Origin of the sequence: Streptomyces sichuanensis (assembly GCF_020328095.1) — a bacterium.
In the GTDB taxonomy this organism is placed as follows: Bacteria; Actinomycetota; Actinomycetes; order Streptomycetales; family Streptomycetaceae; genus Streptomyces; species Streptomyces cinnamoneus.
This window is the reverse complement of the sequence record NZ_JAIXMK010000105.1, coordinates 21,504-38,577: the sequence shown is the minus strand read 5'-3', so window position 1 is coordinate 38,577 and position 17,074 is coordinate 21,504. Positions and strand designations below refer to the sequence as shown.

Sequence of the window (17,074 nt, the reverse complement as noted above, 5' to 3'; positions counted from 1 at the left end):
TCCGTGGCGTGCGTGACCGCGCTCGGCCGCATCAGCCGGGCCGTCGCCACCTCGCGCCGGTCCGTCCCCGGCAGCGTCAGGGTCGCGCCGCGCTCGGCGTCGAGGGGCCCCGTCCGCAGCGCCGGGCGGTGGTCCCGGTAGAGGTACGGCGGGGTGTAGACCTCGATGCGCTTCTCGAACGTCCCCATCCGCGTGCCCGCGGCGTCCGCGAAGAGCGGGTTCGAGCCGAAGACCGCGATCCGCCCGTCCGGCAGCAGCAGCGCCTCGGCGTGGTAGTCGCGCCCGACCGTGGGCTCGGCGGCCGCGTGGAAGGCGCGCTCCTCGGGGTCGTAGAACTGGGCGCGCAGGATGTCGGAGCCGCGCTTGCCGCGGTAGTCGCCGGATCCGCCGGTGGTGAAGACGCGGTCGTCGGGGGTCAGGACGGCGTTGAGGTAGCGGGTGGGCCGGGGCAGGTCGGGGCCGGGGGCGTAGCGGGGGGCCGGTTCGCCGAGGTCGGCGATGGCGGTGCGCTTGCTGGAGCGGTGGGACTCCCCCACCCCGCCACCGCCGAGGATCATGACCTTCTGTCCCTGGGCGGGGGGCAGCAGGACGGAGGCGGACGTCTCCGTCATGTCGCGCTCCGGCAGGCCGGGCACGGGCTCGAAGGAGTTGGTGTCGACGTTCCACAGGCCGGGGGTGCGGCCCCGGTCGGCCGGACCGTAGCCGGCGTTGGAGCCGGAGTAGAAGAGGCGGCCGCCGGCGGTGAGGAAGAGCGCGGGGTAGGTGGGGAAGTAGCGGTCGGGCCCGGCCGACCAGGTGCGGGTGCCGGGGTCGTAGATCTCGTTCTTGCCGGGGATGATCTCGCCCATGTCGTCGAGCCCGGAGACGGCCAGCACCCGTCCGTCCCTCAGGGTCACCAGGGTGGGGTACCACCGGGCCTCGTCCATCGGGTCGACCCGCACGTAGCGCTCGGCGATGGGGTCGAACTCGTAGGCGTCCCTGAGACCTTGGAAGTCCTTCTTGTCCAGGCCCAGCTTGGCCGCGAGCCCGTAGAGGTCCTGGGCGTCCTTGCCGGTCAGGCCCTGGATGCGGTACTGGTCGGCGGTGTGGGTGATGCCGCGCTCCCCTCCGGCGACGGCTTCCACGTAGACGCGGGCCTCGGCGGCGGTCACCGTGACCTTCTTGCCCGCCCCCTTGGCCTTGCCCTTCTTGCCCTTGGGCTTGTCCTTCCCGGTGACGGTCTTCGTCGCGCGCGGGACGAGCACGGGCACCTGGGAGCGGTAGCGCTTGCCGGTGGAGCCCACGAAGACGGTGCCGGCCGGGAAGGTCCGGGGGGCGTCGGGGTTCTCGTTCTTGACGAGCATCGCGCCGCCGGCCCGCCGGACGTCGCCGGTCAGCTTCTCGTAGCGCGCGGTGCCGCCGGCCACCAGGAGCCGGCCGTCGGGGAGCTGGGCGTGGCCGGCGCAGAACATGTCCTTGGGTGTGGGGACCTGCTTGAAGGTGTTGTGCACGGGGTCCCACAGGACGCTCTGGAACGTGCCGGCGCGGAAGTTCTTCTCGTCGTTGCCCGACCCGGCGATGAGCAGCACCTTGCCGGTGCGCAGCAGGGCGGCGTGGATGGCGTTGACGCGGAACCGGTCGGGGACGTCCACGACGTCCCAGTGCCCGTAGCGGGCCTTGTACGCCTCCTGGTTGACGGAGTAGTCGTGCCAGGCCCGTTCGGCGAACTCGGTGGCGGCCGGCCCGTTGGCGGCGACCAGCGCCAGGACGGCGCCGATGCCCAGCAGCACCCTGCGTTCCTTCGCGTTGGGCAGGATCCTCACCCGTCCACATCCCCTCGTCCGCTCGTCCGCTCGCTCGGCAACGTCTGTGTCACATCTCCCGGCGGTGCTGTCCGACGGGGCGCGAGGCCCCGGCCTCCGGCTCCAGGCCCGCGCCCGCCTCGCCCGCCGGCGCCGGGGTCAGGCGCCGGCGGCGCACCAGCCGGCGGTCCCGCCACAGGCCGCCCTGCCACACGCCGAGCGGGCCGAGCGCGGTCAGCAGGGCGAGCAGCGCCCAGATGCGCATGGCCGTGTGGGCGTGGCCCAGCGTCCAGGAGGCGAGCAGGGACAGGGCGAAGACCGCCGCCCACATCAGGTGGGTGCGGAAGGTCGCCACGCAGTCGGGGCTGGCGGAATCGCCCTTGGGGGTGACGACGAACCGTGAGCGCCGGCGCAGCAGTGCCTCGCCCAGGGAGCGGGCGTACAGGGGCGCGGAGAGGGCCGACATGACCATGCCGGCGGCGCCGGAGGAGCCGGCCGGCTCGTGGGGGCTGACGTTGTGGCGGCGGTTCCACACGTAGAGCCCGACCTGCAGCGCAGCGGCGTCGCAGTAGAGCATCAGCCACAGCGACGACTCCACGGTGATCCCGGAGGCCCCGAGCCCGAGGAACAGGGCGCAGGTCAGGGCGCCCAGTGCCCAGTTGAGGGCGGCCATCGGGTAATAGGCGATCATGAAGCTGTAGTTGATCAGCCGGCCGGGCGGCAGGGTCCACACCGCCCGCCAGAACTGGCGCAGCAGCGTTTCGTACGTCCCGCGCGACCAGCGCAGTTGCTGGGAGAAGAAGTCGGTCCAGGAGGAGGGACCCTCGCCCACGGCGAGCACGTCGGGAGTGTAGACGGACTTCCAGCGGCGGCCGGTGGCGGGGTTGCGGCGGCGGTGGATCTCCAGACCGGTGGCCATGTCCTCGGTGATGGAGTCGAACAGGCCGCCGATCTGGCGCAGGACGCCAATGCGGACGCAGTTGCTGGTGCCGACGAACATGGGCGAGCCGTAGGCGTTGCCGGCCCGCTGGATCAGGGCGTGGAAGAGGAACTGCTGGCTCTCGGCCGCCTTGGTGACGGCCGTCGTGTAGTTGCCGTAGACCTGGGGTCCGACCACGAAGGCCACGTCGGGGTCCCGGAAGTAGCCGAGCATGCGTTCGAGGAAGTTGGGAAGGGGCACGTGGTCGGTGTCCACGCAGGCCATGAACTCGTAGTCGTCCCCGTGGGCGTCCAGCCAGGCGTTGTAGTTGCCGTGCTTGGTGCGGGCGCGGAAGCAGCCCGAGGGCTGGTTCCATCGGGCGACGCCCTTGCGGGAGAAGTGGCGCACGCCCAGTTGTTCGCAGAGCCGCTTGACGTCGGGGTCGTCGCCCTCGTCGAGCAGCCAGACGTCCAGCGGTCCGTCGTGCGCGATGCGGACCGCCCCTTCGAGGGTGGCGCGCACCATGGACAGCGGCTCCTTGCCCGGCACGAAGCTGGTCAGGAAGGCCACGCGGGTGCCGGGCTGGGCGCGGACGGGCATGGGGTCCCGGGCCACCCAGGTGGCGTGGGCGTTGGAGGCGACGTTGACCACGCGGAAGAGCTCGATGAGGCCGATCGCGACGAGCATCACGGTGTCGGCGAAGCGCTCCCAGTCGCTGACGTACGGCCGGTGGAGCCAGTGGGCGGGCGAGATCAGCCAGAGCAGGAGGGCCACGGAGACCAGCGGGGCCGCGGCCACCAGCAGCATCACGCCCACGCCGCCCCCGCCGCGGCTGAGCAGCCGCCGGTAGCGCACCCGGTAGACGCCGTTCGGAGGATCCGTCAGCTCCCCCGCCAGCCGGCTGAATCCGGCGTAGTCGTAACCCCCCGGGCCGCTGGTGCCGGTCGGGTCCACCAGACCGGGACCGCCGGGTCCGTCGCCTCCGGAGCCGCCCGGCCCCGCCCCCGCGCCGTCGTCGCGGCCGGGGCCGCCCGGACCGCAGCCGCCGGGCCCGCCACCGGGTCCGGGTACCGCGGGCGCCGCCGGCTCGGAGGGTGCGCCGCCGGCCGGCACCCGCCCGGCCGACGGGTCGCCGGGGATGTCGTCGCCGGGGGACGCGCTCGCGCCGGGGCGCCCGCGGGCCGCCGCAGGTCGTGCGTCACTCGCCGAAACCGCCACCACACACCCCCAACCGCACAAGGAAACGGGACAACGCGGAGAAAAAACTAACAAAACGGACCTACGATCATGTGACAACCGCACCGAAGGCGCCATCGCGTCACTCGCCCAGCCCAGGAACCGAACAGACGGACCCGTGCCCTAGAATTGAAGAATTCTTCAATTGGTCAGATCCACAGGAATTCACCGGGTAACAGCGGGCAGCCGGACGATCCACCGAGGGGGAGCCGCCGTGAGTGCGTTCGCCGAAGCAATGCGGGAACGGGTGCGCGCGGCGCGCGCGGCCCTGGCCGCGGCCCGGGCCGCGGCGGACAGCTACGGGGCGGCGATCGCCGAGGACGAGCTGGACGACGCCCTGCGGCTGGCCCGGGCGCACGGCGTCACGACGGACGCCGCCGACGAGGAAGACGGGCAGGACGGGAGTTGATCGGGGTGCGGGTGCCGCTGTACCAGGCGAAGGCGGAGTTCTTCCGGATGCTCGGACACCCGGTGCGCATCCGGGTCCTGGAGCTCCTGCAGGACGGGCCGAAGCCGGTGCGCGACCTCCTCACCGAGATCGGCGTCGAGCCCTCCAGCCTCTCCCAGCAGCTCGCGGTCCTGCGCCGGTCCGGCATCGTGACCGCCACCCGCGAGGGGTCGACCGTCGTCTACGCCCTGGCCGGCGGGGACGTCGCGGAGCTGCTGGGCGCCGCCCGGCGGATCCTGACCGAGCTGCTCACCGGCCAGGAGGAGCTGCTCACGGAACTGCGCGGCACCACGGGAACAGGAGCGGAACGGACATGAGCCAGGACAGCGAGAAGTACGCCGAGAAGGCGGTCGGCTGGCGCGTGCTGATCTACATCGTCTTCGGCCACGTCCTGGCCGGCTTCATCTGGCTGCTCTTCTACCTCGGCGCACACGCGAAGTAGGCCCGGCCGCGCCCACCGTCCGGTGGGTGCGCCGGCCCGTTCCGCAAGCCGGAAACCGGCATTCACGAAGACAGGTGATAACGGAATGGCCAAGCCCGGCGTAAACCATGTATGAGCGGAAGACCGCACGGTATACGCCCGGGTCCTATGCCAATCACGGGACAGGCCGCCGGAGCTGCGCCTCGCCCGCCCGCCCCCTCCCCGGCACATACGGAATGACTCCCTCCCCTCCGGTCAACGCGCAGGTCAGCACCGTGGGCCATTGCCGCGAACAGGGCTCGCGGACCGCGCCGCGCTGCTACTGTCCCGCGGCATGGAGGAGCTCTTCACCCCTGATGAAGTCGCGCGTATCGAAGCCACCGCGCAGGAGAACGGCATTTCCTCGCGCGACTGGGTGCGCGAGGTCGTGCTCCAGCGCCTCAACGGCGAGTGGCGGCACGACCTGGAGGACGCCGTCTGGCCGATCACGGTGCACCGCCGCCCCGGCGGCACGCTCCAGGAGCTGCACCACGCGGGCTGCTGGGTGCCGAGGGGCGGGGAGGACACGGTGACCACCGCCGAGGCCCGCCGCAAGGCGGCCGAGTACGACGTGCGGTTCTGTGACGCCTGTGAACCGGAGCGGTTCCTGGTCCCCTTCGACTGACGGCCCCCGGGCCCTATTACGCTGTCCACCGCAAGATCAATTAGGTGGGTGGGGGAAGTAGGGCATGAGGACAGGCACGCGCATCACGGGATGGGCGACCCTGCTCGTGGGCTACGCGACCGTACTGCTCGGCGTGGCCCCGTTCCGTGAACTGCCGCCCAAGCGGCACCAGCTCCTGCTGCTGGCCGCGACGGCCGCGTGCGGGGCGTGCTGGCTGCTCGCCTCCCTCCTGGCCCGGGCCGGCCGACGGGCGGCGCTGCGCAGGAAGGTGTGGCGCAAGCGGTACGAGCCGTGGCCCGAACCGCGGCCGGCGCGCCTGCTGTCCTGGGTGCTGGGCTTCGGCATCGCGCTGACGAGCATGGCCGCGCTGTGCCAGGGCGTGGGTCCCGACGGCGCGGAGGGCGAGTGGCTGGCCAAGGCCGACCGGGCCGGGGGCAGCACGTACGAGCTGCGGATCCAGAAGATCCTCGGTGAACCGCGCCCGACGGACGACGAGATCACCGGCGACGACGAGTACGCCTCGACGATCGTCGTCACCGTTCCCTTCACCTCCGGTCCCCAGCAGGTCACCGTCGATGCGGTGCACACCCGCGGCAAGCCGGAGGCGGGGCGCACCGTCGAGCTGCTGTACGCGCCGGACCGCCCCGACCTGGGGGTGCGTCAGGCGCCGGACAACGACATCGGCTCGTTCGCCGGCCGCATCATCGCCCTGCCGACCATCTGGATCCTCGGCCTGGCGGCCGGTTTCGTGACGAGCGTGGCGCTGTACCGCCGTGAAGCCGGCGTGCGCTACGCGCGTCGATTCGAGCCCTGGGTGCACCTGCCGGCCGCGGCGGTCCTGCTCTGCGGGGCCGCGCTCGTCACCCCGCTGCTCATCGGCTTCCCCAGTACGGGCACGGGCTGGTGCCTGGCGGCCGGGGCCGCGGCCACGCCGTGGCTCGCTCTCACCTGGGTGGCGAAGACGAGCTGAGCCACGGCGGCCTGCGAGGACGTCAGGCGCGGCGGCGCTTGAAGGCCCGGCGGATCAGGAAGATCGCCAGCACGATCATCGCCACCACGAAGAGGGTGCCGAGGATCATCACGATGAGCAGGGCCGTGCCCAGCTTCTTGAAGAAGCCCTTCTTCTTTTTCTTCTTCTTGTCCTTGGCCAGCGTCTTCTTGCCGTCCTTGGCCTTCGCCTTGTGGTGCGACGCCGCGGCGACCTCCACCGCATCGGCGGCGGTGCCCGTGGACGCCGCCTCCGCGGCGGCGGGACCGGCGACGGCGGACGCCTGCTGCACGGTGCCGGCCGACGGGGCCGCTGCCGCGGCCGAGGCGGGCGTCGCCAGCAGGGCGACGCCCAGGACCAGCGCCATGAGGGCGGACGCCCGGCGGGCCAGGCGCCCCCGGTGCCGCGCTCGGTCGTACTGCTGCTCGGTGTTCATCCGCGCCCCCTGTGTCGGTGCTCTGGGTGTTCGATGCTCCGCAGGTCGCGGGGCGCATACATTATCGGCACACCCGTACGGCGGCCATCAGGGCGCATGCCCGCCGCCGGACAGCCCCCCGGCGAGCCCTCCCGCTCGTGGATCAGGCGATCAGCTGATCGCCGTCGGGTATGTCCTCCACCGTCACCCGCACCCGGGCCGGCAGCCCCAGGCCGGCGGCCACCGCCCGCGCCAGGCCGTCCGGGTCGGGCCGGGTGGGGTAGGGCACGGGCTCGCCGTCGGTGTACGCCTCGACGGCCTTGGTGAAGTAGCCCGGGTGCCAGGCGCCGACGGCGCCCCTGACCTCGACGGCGGTGATGCGCCGGCCCCCGGCCCGGCGCGCGGCGACGGCGAGGATCTCGTCCGACCGCAGCTCGCCGGGCACCCGGAAGAGACTGGCGTGGGCGCCCACCTTGGCGCCGCACGCCAGCCGGAGGGTGACGGTCAGGCAGCTGGTGACGCTGGGGTAGAGGACCGGGCGGCCCCGCTCCGCCTCGGCGACCTGTCCCTCGGTGATGCGCACCGGGGAGGGCGCCGCGACGGCGGTCGCGACGGGCGTCGCGGCGAGCGCGGCGGCGGCGACCAGCAGAGCCCTGCGGGACGTGCGGGCGGACGGGGCGGAAAGCGACGGGCGGTGGCCGGACATGTGACTCCCGGGGAGGTGGGCGGAAAGGCGTAGCGCCCCACCCTTTCACCGTCTCCCGGCCGGCCCTTCCACCGCCTTGTCGCCGCCTCGTAGCGCCTCGTCGCCGCCTCGGCTCAGACCGTGGGCGCGTCCGGCTCGAACCGGCTGCGGACCGCGGTCTGCACCTCGGCCTCCTCCGCCGGGTCGGCGGCCAGCCTCCGCAGTTGCTCCACGACACGGGCGTCGGCCGTCGTCGCGTGGTGGGCGGCGAGCTCCCGGGTGGACTCCTCGCAGTCCCACAGGCACTCGACGGCGAAACCGGTGGCGAACGAGGGGTCCGTCGCAGCGAGGGCGCGCGCCGCGCGGCCGCGCAGGTGCGAGGAGGACGTCTCGCGGTAGACGTGGCGCAGCACGGGGGCGGCGCAGCCGATCGCCAGCCGTCCGGCGCCGTCCACCAGGTCCCACAGGACCGGGGCGTCACAGCCCTCGGTCCGCACGGTCCGGCGCAGGGCGCCGAGGACGAGCGCCGCGTCGTAGGGGGCGCCCCGGCAGGCGAGCATCCCGGCCGCGGCGGCGCCGAGGGCGTCGGCGCGGTGGATCCAGGCGCGGGCCCGCTCCAGGGCGGCCGTGCTGCGCATCCGCTCGAAGGCGGTGACGGCGGCCTCCGCGACGAGGGCCACGGGGTCGTCGGCGGCGGTCTCGATGAGGTCGAGGGCCTGGGGGTCGTGGTGCTCGGCGAGGTAGCGCAGGGCGGTGGCGCGGGCGGCCTCCGGGCCGAAGGCGGCGGCCTCGATGATCTCCATGCGGTCCTCGGGTCCCGCGACCGCGGTCAGGCAGCGGGTCGCGGGGACGTGCCGCAGCTGGGTGGGGTGGAGCGCGAGCCCTTCCTGGGCCCAGGCCAGGACCTCGCGCACGCTCCAGCCCGGCCGCGGGCCGGAGGGGCGCATCTGGCGCTGCCAGCGGTCGAAGGAGCCCTGCTCCTGGGCGGCGCGCACGCGGGCGGCGATCCGGGGGGCGTGGCGGTCCTCCGCCCACAGCCGCCAGGGCCGGGGCTCGAAGGCGTCGCGGACGGCCGCGGCGAGCGCGGATTCACCCTCGGGGGTGTGCGGGAACCTGGCGAGCACCGCGCCGCCGAGGGCCGCGAGGCCGGCGTCGTCGTCGCGCAGGGCCAGCTCGTCGAGGGCCCAGGCCCAGTTGCCGCCGGTGGCCGCGTAGCGGCGCAGCAGCAGGAGGGCGTCGTCGCGCCCGTACGAGGCGAGGTGGCCGAGGACGGCGAGGGCCAGGCCGGTGCGCTCCTCGGCGGTGTCGAGCAGGTCGTCCGGGTGGAAGAGGTGCTGTTCGAGCTCGCCGAGCCCGCCGTCGAGGTCCAGATACAGGCGCGCGTAGTAGAGGGAGCGGTTCTCGACCTGCCAGTCGCGCCGGGGGTCGCGGAGCACGCAGTGGTTCAGTGCCGCGAGCGCCTCGGCGCGCGGTGCCGCGAGGGCGTGCAGGGTCCCGTCGCCGCGGCCTCGCTGAAGGAGGCCGAGCAGGGTGCCGCTGGGCGCTATGTCTGGATCGAACATGGGGTCAGCATCCGGTGCGGGGAGTCGGCTGGCAACGGGATTTCCGTCGTCCGGCATTCTTGCCGGTGTCCACCTGTGCTAAGCCTGGTGAACTGTGGAAACTCGGGTTCTCCCTAGCGCCCGCAGCCTACCCGGAAGAGAGCATTCCGCCGAGCGGTGTCAGATTTGTCGCACTCACGCCGTCGGCATATGCCCTGAGCACCACCGTATCGGGTATTGCCAAAGCCCTTACGGGCCCTCGCTCCCTGTGCAACAGTCGTTACAGCAGTCCTACCGGCCGTTCCGGCGGACCCCGGAGCCGGCCGCGCCCCGTTTGTATCGGAGTACGAGATGCCGTCCCCCCTGTCCGCGGACCCCTCCGCAGCGCAGCCGCCCGAGGGCGGCCCGGTCGACGCGCTCATCTCGCAGGCCATGCGGCTCAGAGGCGGCATCGACGCCGTGCGCCGCGAGACCGCGGCCGACGCGGAGCGCTCGGACGACCCCCGGCTGCGCTGGCAGCGCGCCCTGTGCGAGCTCGCCGCCCACCACGTGGACAATCTCGGCGAGCACCTCGGCCAGCTGCGCGAGGGGCTGGACGGGGACGGTGCCACCGCTGCGGCCGGCGAAGCCGCCCGCGGGGCGCCGGCCCCGGCCGTCACTCTGCCCCGTCCCCAGGGCCCGGTCGACGGGGCGGACGCCCCGGCCGGCCGTGTGGGCAGCGCCGAGTGGAACTTCCTCACCGACGAGGTCACCTGGTCCGAGGAGCTCTTCCAGCTCTTCGGCCGCCGCCCCGAGGACGGCGCGCTGACCCTGGACGAGCTCCCCTCCTGGCTGGTGGCGGAGGACAGGGAGGTGCTCACCGCGCTGGTCACCGACTGCCTGGTGGACGGCAGGCCGATCGACGGCGAGTTCCGCATCGTGCACGGCGAGGGGGCCGTGCGCACGGTGCACATGATGGGCGAGCCGGTGCTCGACTCCGACGGCTGCACGGCCTCCATGTGGGCCGTGCTGCGGGACGTCACCGAACTGCGGCGCTGCCGGCAGGAGGTGCACGAGACCCGTGACTCGGCGCACCGCCGCCGGCACCACGCGCAGACGGAGCACCGGCTTGCGGTCGAGCTGCAGGAAGCCGTGCTGCCGCCGTGGCGCGGCTCCCTGCGGTTCCCGCCCGCCGGGCCGCCCGTCGCGGCGACCGAACCGGGCTGCGGCGGCGCGCTCGACCTCGCCGGGCACTACCTCCCCTCCGCGACCAGCAGCCTCGTCGGCGGCGACTGGTTCGATGCGATGGAGCTGCCCGGCGGTCGTACGCTGCTGACCGTCGGCGGCCTCACCGGGCACGGCGTGACCGCCACCTCCACCATGGCCATGCTGCTCGGGGCCGTGCGCGGCATGGCGGTCTCCGGAGCCGAGCCGGGCCCGCTGATGGGCTGGCTCAACCACCTCCTCGACGCCTCCGTGCAGCCCGCGCTGGGCAGCGCGCTCTGCTGCCGCTACGACCCCGCGACCGGCACCCTCCTGTGGTCCCGGGCCGGCCACCCCGCACCCCTGCTCTTCCGCGGTGGGACGGGCCTGCCGCTCCCGCCCCCGGAGGGCATGCTGCTCGGGGCGGTCGCCGACGCCGAGTACGCCCAGGCCGAGGAGCGGCTGCTCCCCGGTGACGTGCTCCTCCTGCACACCGAAGGACTGGCCCGCAGGCCCGAGCTGGCGCGGCTGCCGGAGCTGGCACCGCGTTTCGCGGCGGCCGGCAGCGCCCACGAGTGCCTGCGGGTCGTCCTGGAGGAGTTCGGCGGCACGGAGCGCGAGGACGACGCGTGTGTGCTGATCGCCCGCATCGGCGCGTAGCCGAACCTCCGCACCGGAGCCGGGAGGCCGCGTAGCGGCAGGGTCTCCCGGCCCTCACACCGCCGTGGGCCTGGGCTTGCCCGGTGCCTTCGGCAGCGCCCGCTGGATGTCGTCCCTCAGATGCCCGATCGTGGGATAGTCCGCGTACTTCCCGCTGAGCCGGTACATCTCCCGCAGCCGGTCCCAGGTGCGGTGCGAGGAGTTCTCTCCGATCGTGTTGAGCGCCATCCGGGCGAAGGTGTCGGCCTGCTCCGGGTCGTTGCCGATGAAGCAGGCGGACGCCATGGAGATGTAGTCGAAGATCATCGAGCGCTGCTGCTTCTCGCTCCGCAGCTCCAGCGCCCGTTTGGCGTGCTGCTGGGCGATGGGGGCGACCGTGGGGTCGTGCTCGGCGAGCGTGCGGTAGGCCAGCGCCTGCATGCCGTGCATGTCCGCCTCGTCGAACATCTGCATCCAGCTCGGCGCCGGCTCGTCGCCCTTGTCCGCGACGAACAGCTCCTCCGCCTCGCCCAGCGTGCGCCGCATGGCCTGGCCCCGCCCCATCGACGCCTGCGCCCACGCCTCGACGGTGCAGAGCATGGCCCGGGTGCGGGGCAGGGCCTGGTCGCCGGAGCCCGACTTGGCGAGCTTCATCAGATCCAGGGCGTCGCCGGGGCGGCCCACATGGACCATCTGACGGGCCGCCCGCGAGAGGGCCTCCCCCGCCCGGGGCCGGTCGCCGCCCTCCCGGGCGGCGTGCGCGGCGATGACGAAGTACTTCTGTGCCGTCGGCTCCAGCCCCACGTCGTGGGACATCCAGCCGGCGAGCACCGCGAGGTTGGCCGCCACCCCCCACAGCCTGCGCTGCAGGTGCTCGGGGTGGCGGTAGGAGAGCATGCCGCCCACCTCGTTGAGCTGGCCGACCACCGCCTTGCGTTGCAGCCCGCCGCCGCGGGAGGCGTCCCAGAGCCGGAAGACTTCGACCGAGCGCTCCAGGGCGTCGATCTCAAGGGACCCCACGGGGGCCGCCTCGTAACGGTCGAACCCGGCCGGGTCGGCGTGGGCGGTCGTGCCCAGGGGGTCGTCGAAGTGGGGAGCGTCGGAGGCGAGGACCGGGTCGGAGTGCAGCCAGTCGTGCATCGCGCCGCTGATTGCTGATCCTGCGGCGAGCGCGGCGCCCGCGCCCACCAAGCCGCGTCGGTTGAGCATGAGGTCCATTCCCGTGAATTCGGTGAGGACCGCGGCGGTCCGCTCGGGTGGCCAGGGCACCCCGTCCGGGGACTTGCCCTTGCCGGCCCGCCCTCGCCGGCCGAAACCGAGGTCCTCGATGGTCACGACACGGCCGAGTCGCTCGGTGAAGAGGGCGGCCAGTACCTTCGGCACGGGATCGCGGGGGGACTCCCCCATGTCGATCCACCGCCGCACACGCGAGGTGTCGGTCGCCAGCTGCGGATGGCCCATGGCCGCCGCCTGCCGGTTCACAAGCCTCGCGAGCTCGCCCTTGGACCAGCCGGCCAGGCCGAACAGGTCCGCGAGGCGGGTGTTGGGTTCCCTCGTCACGTCAAGCCCCCAGGTTCCTCGGCTGACTTGAAGGTACTCGGGCGGTCATGGGCCAAGCGAGTATTCGCCAGGGTTCGCCAGGGTGCGCCACATGGTGTGCCACCCGCGCCCGGGTGTGATGTAGGAACGCGCAACCCCGGCCACCCGGCAGCCCGACAGCATTCCCCAGGGTGCCGACGGCCCGGGCGACCGGGGAGCGCAGCTATTCGCCGACACGAAGGGATCTGTTCCGCCCATGTATGCAGCATCGACCTCCGTGTCCGCCCCGCCCCGGCCGCTCCGCCCCGCACAGAGCGGCAGCGGGCCGTACCTCGACCCCTCCCACGCCGTGGGGGCCGCGTTCGGGGGCGGCCGGGGACGGAGGTCCACGGGGATCGGCGCCCAACCGCTCAGCGGGAGAATCGACTTGTCCGGCCCCCAGGGCGCGCAGCTGCGCACGGTGATCTCGTCGGTGCACCGCATCTGTCCCGAGTTCAACCCCGTCCAGGTCCTGCGGCGTGGCGGACGCTCCGTCCTCCTGGTGGGCACGACGGGGCGCAGCACAGCCGTGGCCAAGTGTTTACTGGATCAATCGCCTGCCTGGGCCGAGCGGTTCCGGCACGAAATAGCCACATACCGGGCGTTCGTCCGGCATCGCCCCCCGGTCCGGGTGCCCCGGCTGATCGCCGCCGACCCCGAGAACTGCACCCTCGTCATCGAGCGGATGCCCGGGCGTCCCGCCGCCGTCCAGCGGCACCCGGTGGACACCCTGCCCCGCGCGGACGTCAGGGCCGCGCTCGGCGCGATCTGCCGGGTCAACCTCTGGCGGCCGCCCGCCGGGATGTTCGACATGCCGCTGGACTACGGCAAGCGGATCGCCCGCTACCACGAGCTCGGCCTGCTCACCGACCGTGACATGGGCGATCTGCAGAAGCTGTTGCACGGCCTGGCGCACGTCCAGGGCCAGTTCTGCCACGGCGACGCCCTGCTGTCGAACGTCCTGCTCTCCCCCGCCGGCCCGGTGCTGGTCGACTGGGACCACGCCGGCTGGTACCTGCCGGGGTACGACCTGGCGACGCTGTGGACCGTCCTCGGCGACGCCCCGGTGGCCCGCCGTCAGATCAGCCAGCTGGCACAGACCGCGGGCCCCACGGCCCGTGACGCCTTCCTGGTCAATCTGATGCTGGTGCTCACCCGGGAGATCCGGACGTACGAGACGGCCGTGCAGCGTGCCCTGCAGGAGCCGGCCCCGCAGGGCACGACCCCCGAGTCGGGGGAAGAGCAGCGGCTGCTGCTGCGGAGGTTGCACGACGACTGCGCCATGGCCCGCCGGGCCGTGCGAGCCGCCGTCGGTACGCGCTGAGCGGGCCCGATCGATACGTCGCACCGCCGACTTGCGGCGTGTCGATGCTCCCCCATCCGGGCGAGCGCCGTTCCGCCCCGCCCCAACGCCCGCGTCGGGAAACACCCCGACGCGGGCGTTGACGTGCGCAAGACCCCCACCTCAGTCTGATGAGCGCCACTCCAGTCATATTGACGGATCGTCTGTTCGCCCGAACGTCTTGGTAAGTTCGGACCGCAGAACTGATCGCGCACCTTTCCTGTCGAGCGCTCGGCACGGCCCGTCCTGAGGAGGCCGCATTGCGAGGATCCGAACCGGAGACACCACGGAACGCACCCCGGACCGGCAGGCGAAGAAGACGTCGCGCCCAAGCAGCCGGCGTGATCGCATCGGCCACCCTGCTGCTGCCCCTGGCCCCGGCCCACTCGACCGCGGCCGAGCGGCAACGCCCCGGCACCCTGCAGCGCGAGTTCGCCGGCGCGGCGGCCGCCCACCACGTGCCCGGCAACGTCCTGCTCGCCCTGTCCTACCTGCAGTCGCGCTGGGACACCCATGCCGGCGCCCCCAGCGTCACCGCAGGCTACGGCCCGATGCACCTCACCGACGCGGCCACGGCCCTCGCCGCCACCCCGCACCACAGCGAGCCCGGCGAGGACGCCCGGGGCGACGCCGCCCGGCCGCGGGCCGCCGCCCGCCGGGCCCTGCCCGCGCCCGCGACGCTGCCCGCGCGGCTGCGCACCCTGGAGCGGGCGGCCGAACTGACCGGCCTGTCGCCCAAGGAGCTGCGCGAGAGCACGGCGGCCAACCTCCGCGGCGGCGCCGCGCTGCTCGCCGCCGAGCAGAAACGGCTGGGCCTGCCGCTGAGCAAGGACCCCGCCGACTGGTACGGCGCGGTGGCCGGCTACACGGGGGCCTCGGACGTCGCGACGGCACGGACCTTCGCCGACGACGTCTTCGACGTCCTGCGCAGTGGCCAGCGGCGCACCACCGACAGTGGCCAGCAGGTCGTCCTGCCCGCCAGCCCGCGCCTCGCGCCCCGCACCGGGCAGGTGAGCCGGCTGGGGCTGGCCCCGGCCCATGGGAGCGACGACGTCGAGTGCCCGTCCTCGGTGGCCTGCGAATCGATCCCCGCGCCGTACCAGCTGCTGGAGGGCAAGGACTACGGCAACCACGACATCGCCGACCGGCCGCGGTCGCAGAAGGTCGACTTCATCGTCATCCACGACACCGAGGGGACGTGGGAGACGACGATCAAGCTCATCAAGGACCCGGCGTACGTGTCCTGGAACTACACCATCCGTTCCGGGGACGGCCACATCGCGCAGCACGTGCCCACCAAGGACGTCGCCTGGCACGCCGGCAACTGGTACGTGAACGCCAAGTCGGTGGGCATCGAGCACGAGGGCTTCCTGGCCCAGCCCGACGCCTGGTACACGGAGGAGATGTACCGGACGTCCGCGCGGCTGGTGCGGTACCTGGCGCGGAAGCTGGACGTCCCGCTGGACCGGCAGCACATCCTGGGCCACGACAACGTCCCGGGCACCACCCCGGCGGCGATCCGGGGCATGCACACCGACCCGGGGCCGTTCTGGGACTGGGCGCACTACTTCGATCTGATGGACCGGCCCTTCCGCACCACCGGCAGCCCCTTCAGCGGGGTGGTCACGATCGCTCCCGACTACGACGACCACGAGCCGGTCTACACCGGCTGCACCAAGCCGGGCGAGCCCTGCGCCCCGCACGGCTCGGGCGCGGTCCGGCTGCACACCGCGCCCCGCGAGGACGCACCGCTGATCAAGGACATCGGCCTGCGGCCGGACGGCAGCCCGTCGACGACGGACGTCAACGACACGGGTGCCCGGGCCTCCACCGGACAGCAGTTCGCCGTCGCCGACCGCGAGGGCGGCTGGACGGCGATCTGGTACCTCGGGCAGCGGGCCTGGTTCCGCGATCCCTGGTGGGGCCCGACGGCCGTCGGTTCCCGCGGGCGGCTGATCACGCCGCGGGAGGGCCTGAGCGAGATCCCGGTGTACGGGCGCGCCTACCCGGAGAAGGACGCCTACCCCGAGGGGGTGCCGGTGCAGGCGGTGACGCCGCTGCCGTACAAGCTGCTCGCGGGGCAGGAGTACGTCCTGGGCGCGACGTCGCCGGGCGAGTACCTGTGGGCGACGACGTTCGAGCCGGCGGGGCACCGGGTGGTCCGTGGCAAGGACGTCTACTACGAGATCCAGTTCGGGCACCGGGTGGCCTTCGTGAAGGCCGCGGACGTCACGGTCCGCACTTCGGACTGGTAGCGGACCGCCCGGGACGGACAGCGGCACGGGACGACGGAGCCCGGCGCGCCGAGGGGCGTGCCGGGCTCCGGTGCGTCGTGCGGGCCGCGGCCCTAGCCCGCCTGGAACATCTCCGCGGGCAGCGGCTTGAGCAGCTGGTAGAGGTCGTCGGTGATCGGCCGGTCCCAGCTGGCGATCGTGACGAGGACGCCGTCGCTGCGGTCGAACTGGGTGCAGGAGATCCGGCTCTCGGAGCACTTCAGGCGCCGCACGATGAGCAGGTTGTCCTCGTGCATCACCGGCACGTCCTCGGTCTCCACGACCTCCACCGGCTCGTCGTTGCCGAGCGCGGCCAGCAGCTGGGCGACCTCGAAGGGCGGCTGTCCCTCGCCGAGGTCCCGCGCCGGGGAGCCCTCGGGCAGGTTGCCGATGATCATCGCGGGGCCGCGTCCGCCGAACAGGTCGTAGCGCAGGAAGACGCCCTGGCAGCTTCCGTCGGGTGCGGGCAGCAGCCCGGCCCCGAGGTCACCGGGCCAGTCCCCGGGATCCATGGCGAGGACGTCGAAGTCCGGCCCGGTGGGGGTGGCGGCGCTGCGGCGGCGGAGGAAGGACATGACCACATCGTACGTGCCCGCCCCCGTGGCGTGCCCGCGGGGAACCCTTGTGGGCGGTGCGTGCCCTGCCGCCCGTCGGGGCCGCGCCCGGGGGCCGGACCGGCCGGGGGCGCACCCGGGAAGCGGGGCCCCCTGGGGCGTGTCCTAGGTGAGGTCGAATTCGCCGTCGCGTGCGCTGAGCACGAACGCGCGCCACTCCCCGGGGGAGAAGATCACGGCCGGGACGTCCGGGTCGCGCCGGTCCCGCATGGCGATGTAGCCCTCGACGAAGGCGATCTGGACGTTGCCCCGCCTGCCGCGGCTGCTGGACTGCCACGTGGCCGTGGCGAGGTCGAGCTCCGGCTTTGCGTCGCCTGCCAGTTGTTCCGTCGTGCCGTCCGCCACGTC

General features: G+C 73.3%; 16 protein-coding genes. 8 read left to right on the top strand and 8 right to left on the bottom strand.

Translation table 11 applies throughout. The annotated features are described in order from the left end of the window. Both glxA and LE181_RS25095 read right to left on the bottom strand, forming a co-directional pair. The coding region (gene glxA / locus LE181_RS25100; protein ID WP_225663765.1) for a radical copper oxidase GlxA at window positions 1-1,802 on the bottom strand (1,802 nt) is incomplete at its 3' end. Window positions 1,803-1,851: 49 nt separating this feature from the next. Then, the gene (locus tag LE181_RS25095; RefSeq protein WP_308103367.1) at window positions 1,852-3,654 is read right to left on the bottom strand and encodes a glycosyltransferase; all 1,803 of its coding nucleotides are present in this window, start codon (window positions 3,652-3,654) and stop codon (window positions 1,852-1,854) included. 496 nt (window positions 3,655-4,150) lie between these two features. On the opposite strand from LE181_RS25095, the gene LE181_RS25090 reads away from it, so the two are divergent. The 5 genes from LE181_RS25090 to LE181_RS25070 all read left to right on the top strand — a co-directional run bounded on the left by LE181_RS25090 (window position 4,151) and on the right by LE181_RS25070 (window position 6,439). Then, complete coding sequence (locus LE181_RS25090; protein ID WP_225663763.1) at window positions 4,151-4,345, top strand: hypothetical protein; 195 nt, start codon at window positions 4,151-4,153, stop codon at window positions 4,343-4,345. A 5-nt stretch (window positions 4,346-4,350) separates the two neighbouring features. Next, window positions 4,351-4,701 (top strand): ArsR/SmtB family transcription factor, encoded by a 351-nt coding sequence (locus tag LE181_RS25085; protein WP_225663768.1) that lies wholly within the window; start codon window positions 4,351-4,353, stop codon window positions 4,699-4,701. Then, window positions 4,698-4,826: a DUF6126 family protein gene (locus LE181_RS25080; RefSeq protein WP_225663762.1), complete on the top strand. Its 129-nt coding sequence runs from the start codon at window positions 4,698-4,700 to the stop codon at window positions 4,824-4,826. The genes LE181_RS25085 and LE181_RS25080 overlap by 4 nt, the downstream gene beginning before the upstream one ends. 313 nt (window positions 4,827-5,139) lie before the next feature. Beyond that, the gene (locus LE181_RS25075; protein ID WP_225663761.1) at window positions 5,140-5,469 is read left to right on the top strand and encodes a DUF6233 domain-containing protein; all 330 of its coding nucleotides are present in this window, start codon (window positions 5,140-5,142) and stop codon (window positions 5,467-5,469) included. Window positions 5,470-5,533: 64 nt separating this feature from the next. Further along, on the top strand, window positions 5,534-6,439 hold the full coding sequence (locus tag LE181_RS25070; protein ID WP_225663760.1) for a hypothetical protein: 906 nt from the start codon (window positions 5,534-5,536) through the stop codon (window positions 6,437-6,439). 22 nt (window positions 6,440-6,461) lie between these two features. Here the strand turns inward: LE181_RS25070 and LE181_RS25065 are convergent, their stop codons facing one another. The 3 genes from LE181_RS25065 to LE181_RS25055 form a co-directional block, all read right to left on the bottom strand. After that, window positions 6,462-6,893 (bottom strand): hypothetical protein, encoded by a 432-nt coding sequence (locus tag LE181_RS25065; protein ID WP_225663759.1) that lies wholly within the window; start codon window positions 6,891-6,893, stop codon window positions 6,462-6,464. Window positions 6,894-7,035: 142 nt separating this feature from the next. Further along, window positions 7,036-7,578, bottom strand: coding sequence for a hypothetical protein (locus tag LE181_RS25060; RefSeq protein ID WP_225663758.1), 543 nt, complete (start codon window positions 7,576-7,578; stop codon window positions 7,036-7,038). A 113-nt stretch (window positions 7,579-7,691) separates the two neighbouring features. Then, a complete protein-coding gene (locus LE181_RS25055; protein ID WP_225663757.1) occupies window positions 7,692-9,119 on the bottom strand; it encodes a HEAT repeat domain-containing protein in 1,428 nt (475 codons plus the stop codon). 330 nt (window positions 9,120-9,449) lie between these two features. Between LE181_RS25055 and LE181_RS25050 the strand changes: the two genes are divergently transcribed. Then, window positions 9,450-10,940 (top strand): PP2C family protein-serine/threonine phosphatase, encoded by a 1,491-nt coding sequence (locus tag LE181_RS25050; RefSeq protein ID WP_225663756.1) that lies wholly within the window; start codon window positions 9,450-9,452, stop codon window positions 10,938-10,940. 54 nt (window positions 10,941-10,994) lie between these two features. On the opposite strand, the gene LE181_RS25045 is transcribed toward LE181_RS25050, so the two are convergent. Beyond that, complete coding sequence (locus LE181_RS25045) at window positions 10,995-12,479, bottom strand: DNA-binding protein NsdB (protein ID WP_225663755.1); 1,485 nt, start codon at window positions 12,477-12,479, stop codon at window positions 10,995-10,997. Window positions 12,480-12,714: 235 nt separating this feature from the next. Here LE181_RS25045 and LE181_RS25040 point away from each other — a divergent pair, with 235 nt between their 5' ends. After that, the gene (locus tag LE181_RS25040) at window positions 12,715-13,821 is read left to right on the top strand and encodes an aminoglycoside phosphotransferase family protein (RefSeq protein ID WP_225663754.1); all 1,107 of its coding nucleotides are present in this window, start codon (window positions 12,715-12,717) and stop codon (window positions 13,819-13,821) included. A gap of 278 nt (window positions 13,822-14,099) precedes the next feature. After that, window positions 14,100-16,094, top strand: coding sequence for an N-acetylmuramoyl-L-alanine amidase (locus LE181_RS25035; protein WP_372458488.1), 1,995 nt, complete (start codon window positions 14,100-14,102; stop codon window positions 16,092-16,094). 92 nt (window positions 16,095-16,186) lie between these two features. Here the strand turns inward: LE181_RS25035 and LE181_RS25030 are convergent, their stop codons facing one another. After that, a complete protein-coding gene (locus LE181_RS25030) occupies window positions 16,187-16,687 on the bottom strand; it encodes a hypothetical protein (protein WP_190109561.1) in 501 nt (166 codons plus the stop codon). A 144-nt stretch (window positions 16,688-16,831) separates the two neighbouring features. Next, window positions 16,832-17,071, bottom strand: coding sequence for a DUF397 domain-containing protein (locus LE181_RS25025; protein ID WP_225663753.1), 240 nt, complete (start codon window positions 17,069-17,071; stop codon window positions 16,832-16,834). Between the last annotated feature and the right edge of the window lie 3 nt (window positions 17,072-17,074).

Coding starts and splice junctions, on each gene's coding strand:
- LE181_RS25080 (WP_225663762.1), top strand. CDS start 4,698: ATGAGCCAGGACAGCGAGAAGTACGCCGAGAAGGCGGTCGGCTGGCGC.
- LE181_RS25075 (WP_225663761.1), top strand. CDS start 5,140: ATGGAGGAGCTCTTCACCCCTGATGAAGTCGCGCGTATCGAAGCCACC.
- LE181_RS25070 (WP_225663760.1), top strand. CDS start 5,534: ATGAGGACAGGCACGCGCATCACGGGATGGGCGACCCTGCTCGTGGGC.
- LE181_RS25065 (WP_225663759.1), bottom strand. CDS start 6,893: ATGAACACCGAGCAGCAGTACGACCGAGCGCGGCACCGGGGGCGCCTG.
- LE181_RS25060 (WP_225663758.1), bottom strand. CDS start 7,578: ATGTCCGGCCACCGCCCGTCGCTTTCCGCCCCGTCCGCCCGCACGTCC.
- LE181_RS25055 (WP_225663757.1), bottom strand. CDS start 9,119: ATGTTCGATCCAGACATAGCGCCCAGCGGCACCCTGCTCGGCCTCCTT.
- LE181_RS25050 (WP_225663756.1), top strand. CDS start 9,450: ATGCCGTCCCCCCTGTCCGCGGACCCCTCCGCAGCGCAGCCGCCCGAG.
- LE181_RS25040 (WP_225663754.1), top strand. CDS start 12,715: ATGTATGCAGCATCGACCTCCGTGTCCGCCCCGCCCCGGCCGCTCCGC.
- LE181_RS25030 (WP_190109561.1), bottom strand. CDS start 16,687: ATGTCCTTCCTCCGCCGCCGCAGCGCCGCCACCCCCACCGGGCCGGAC.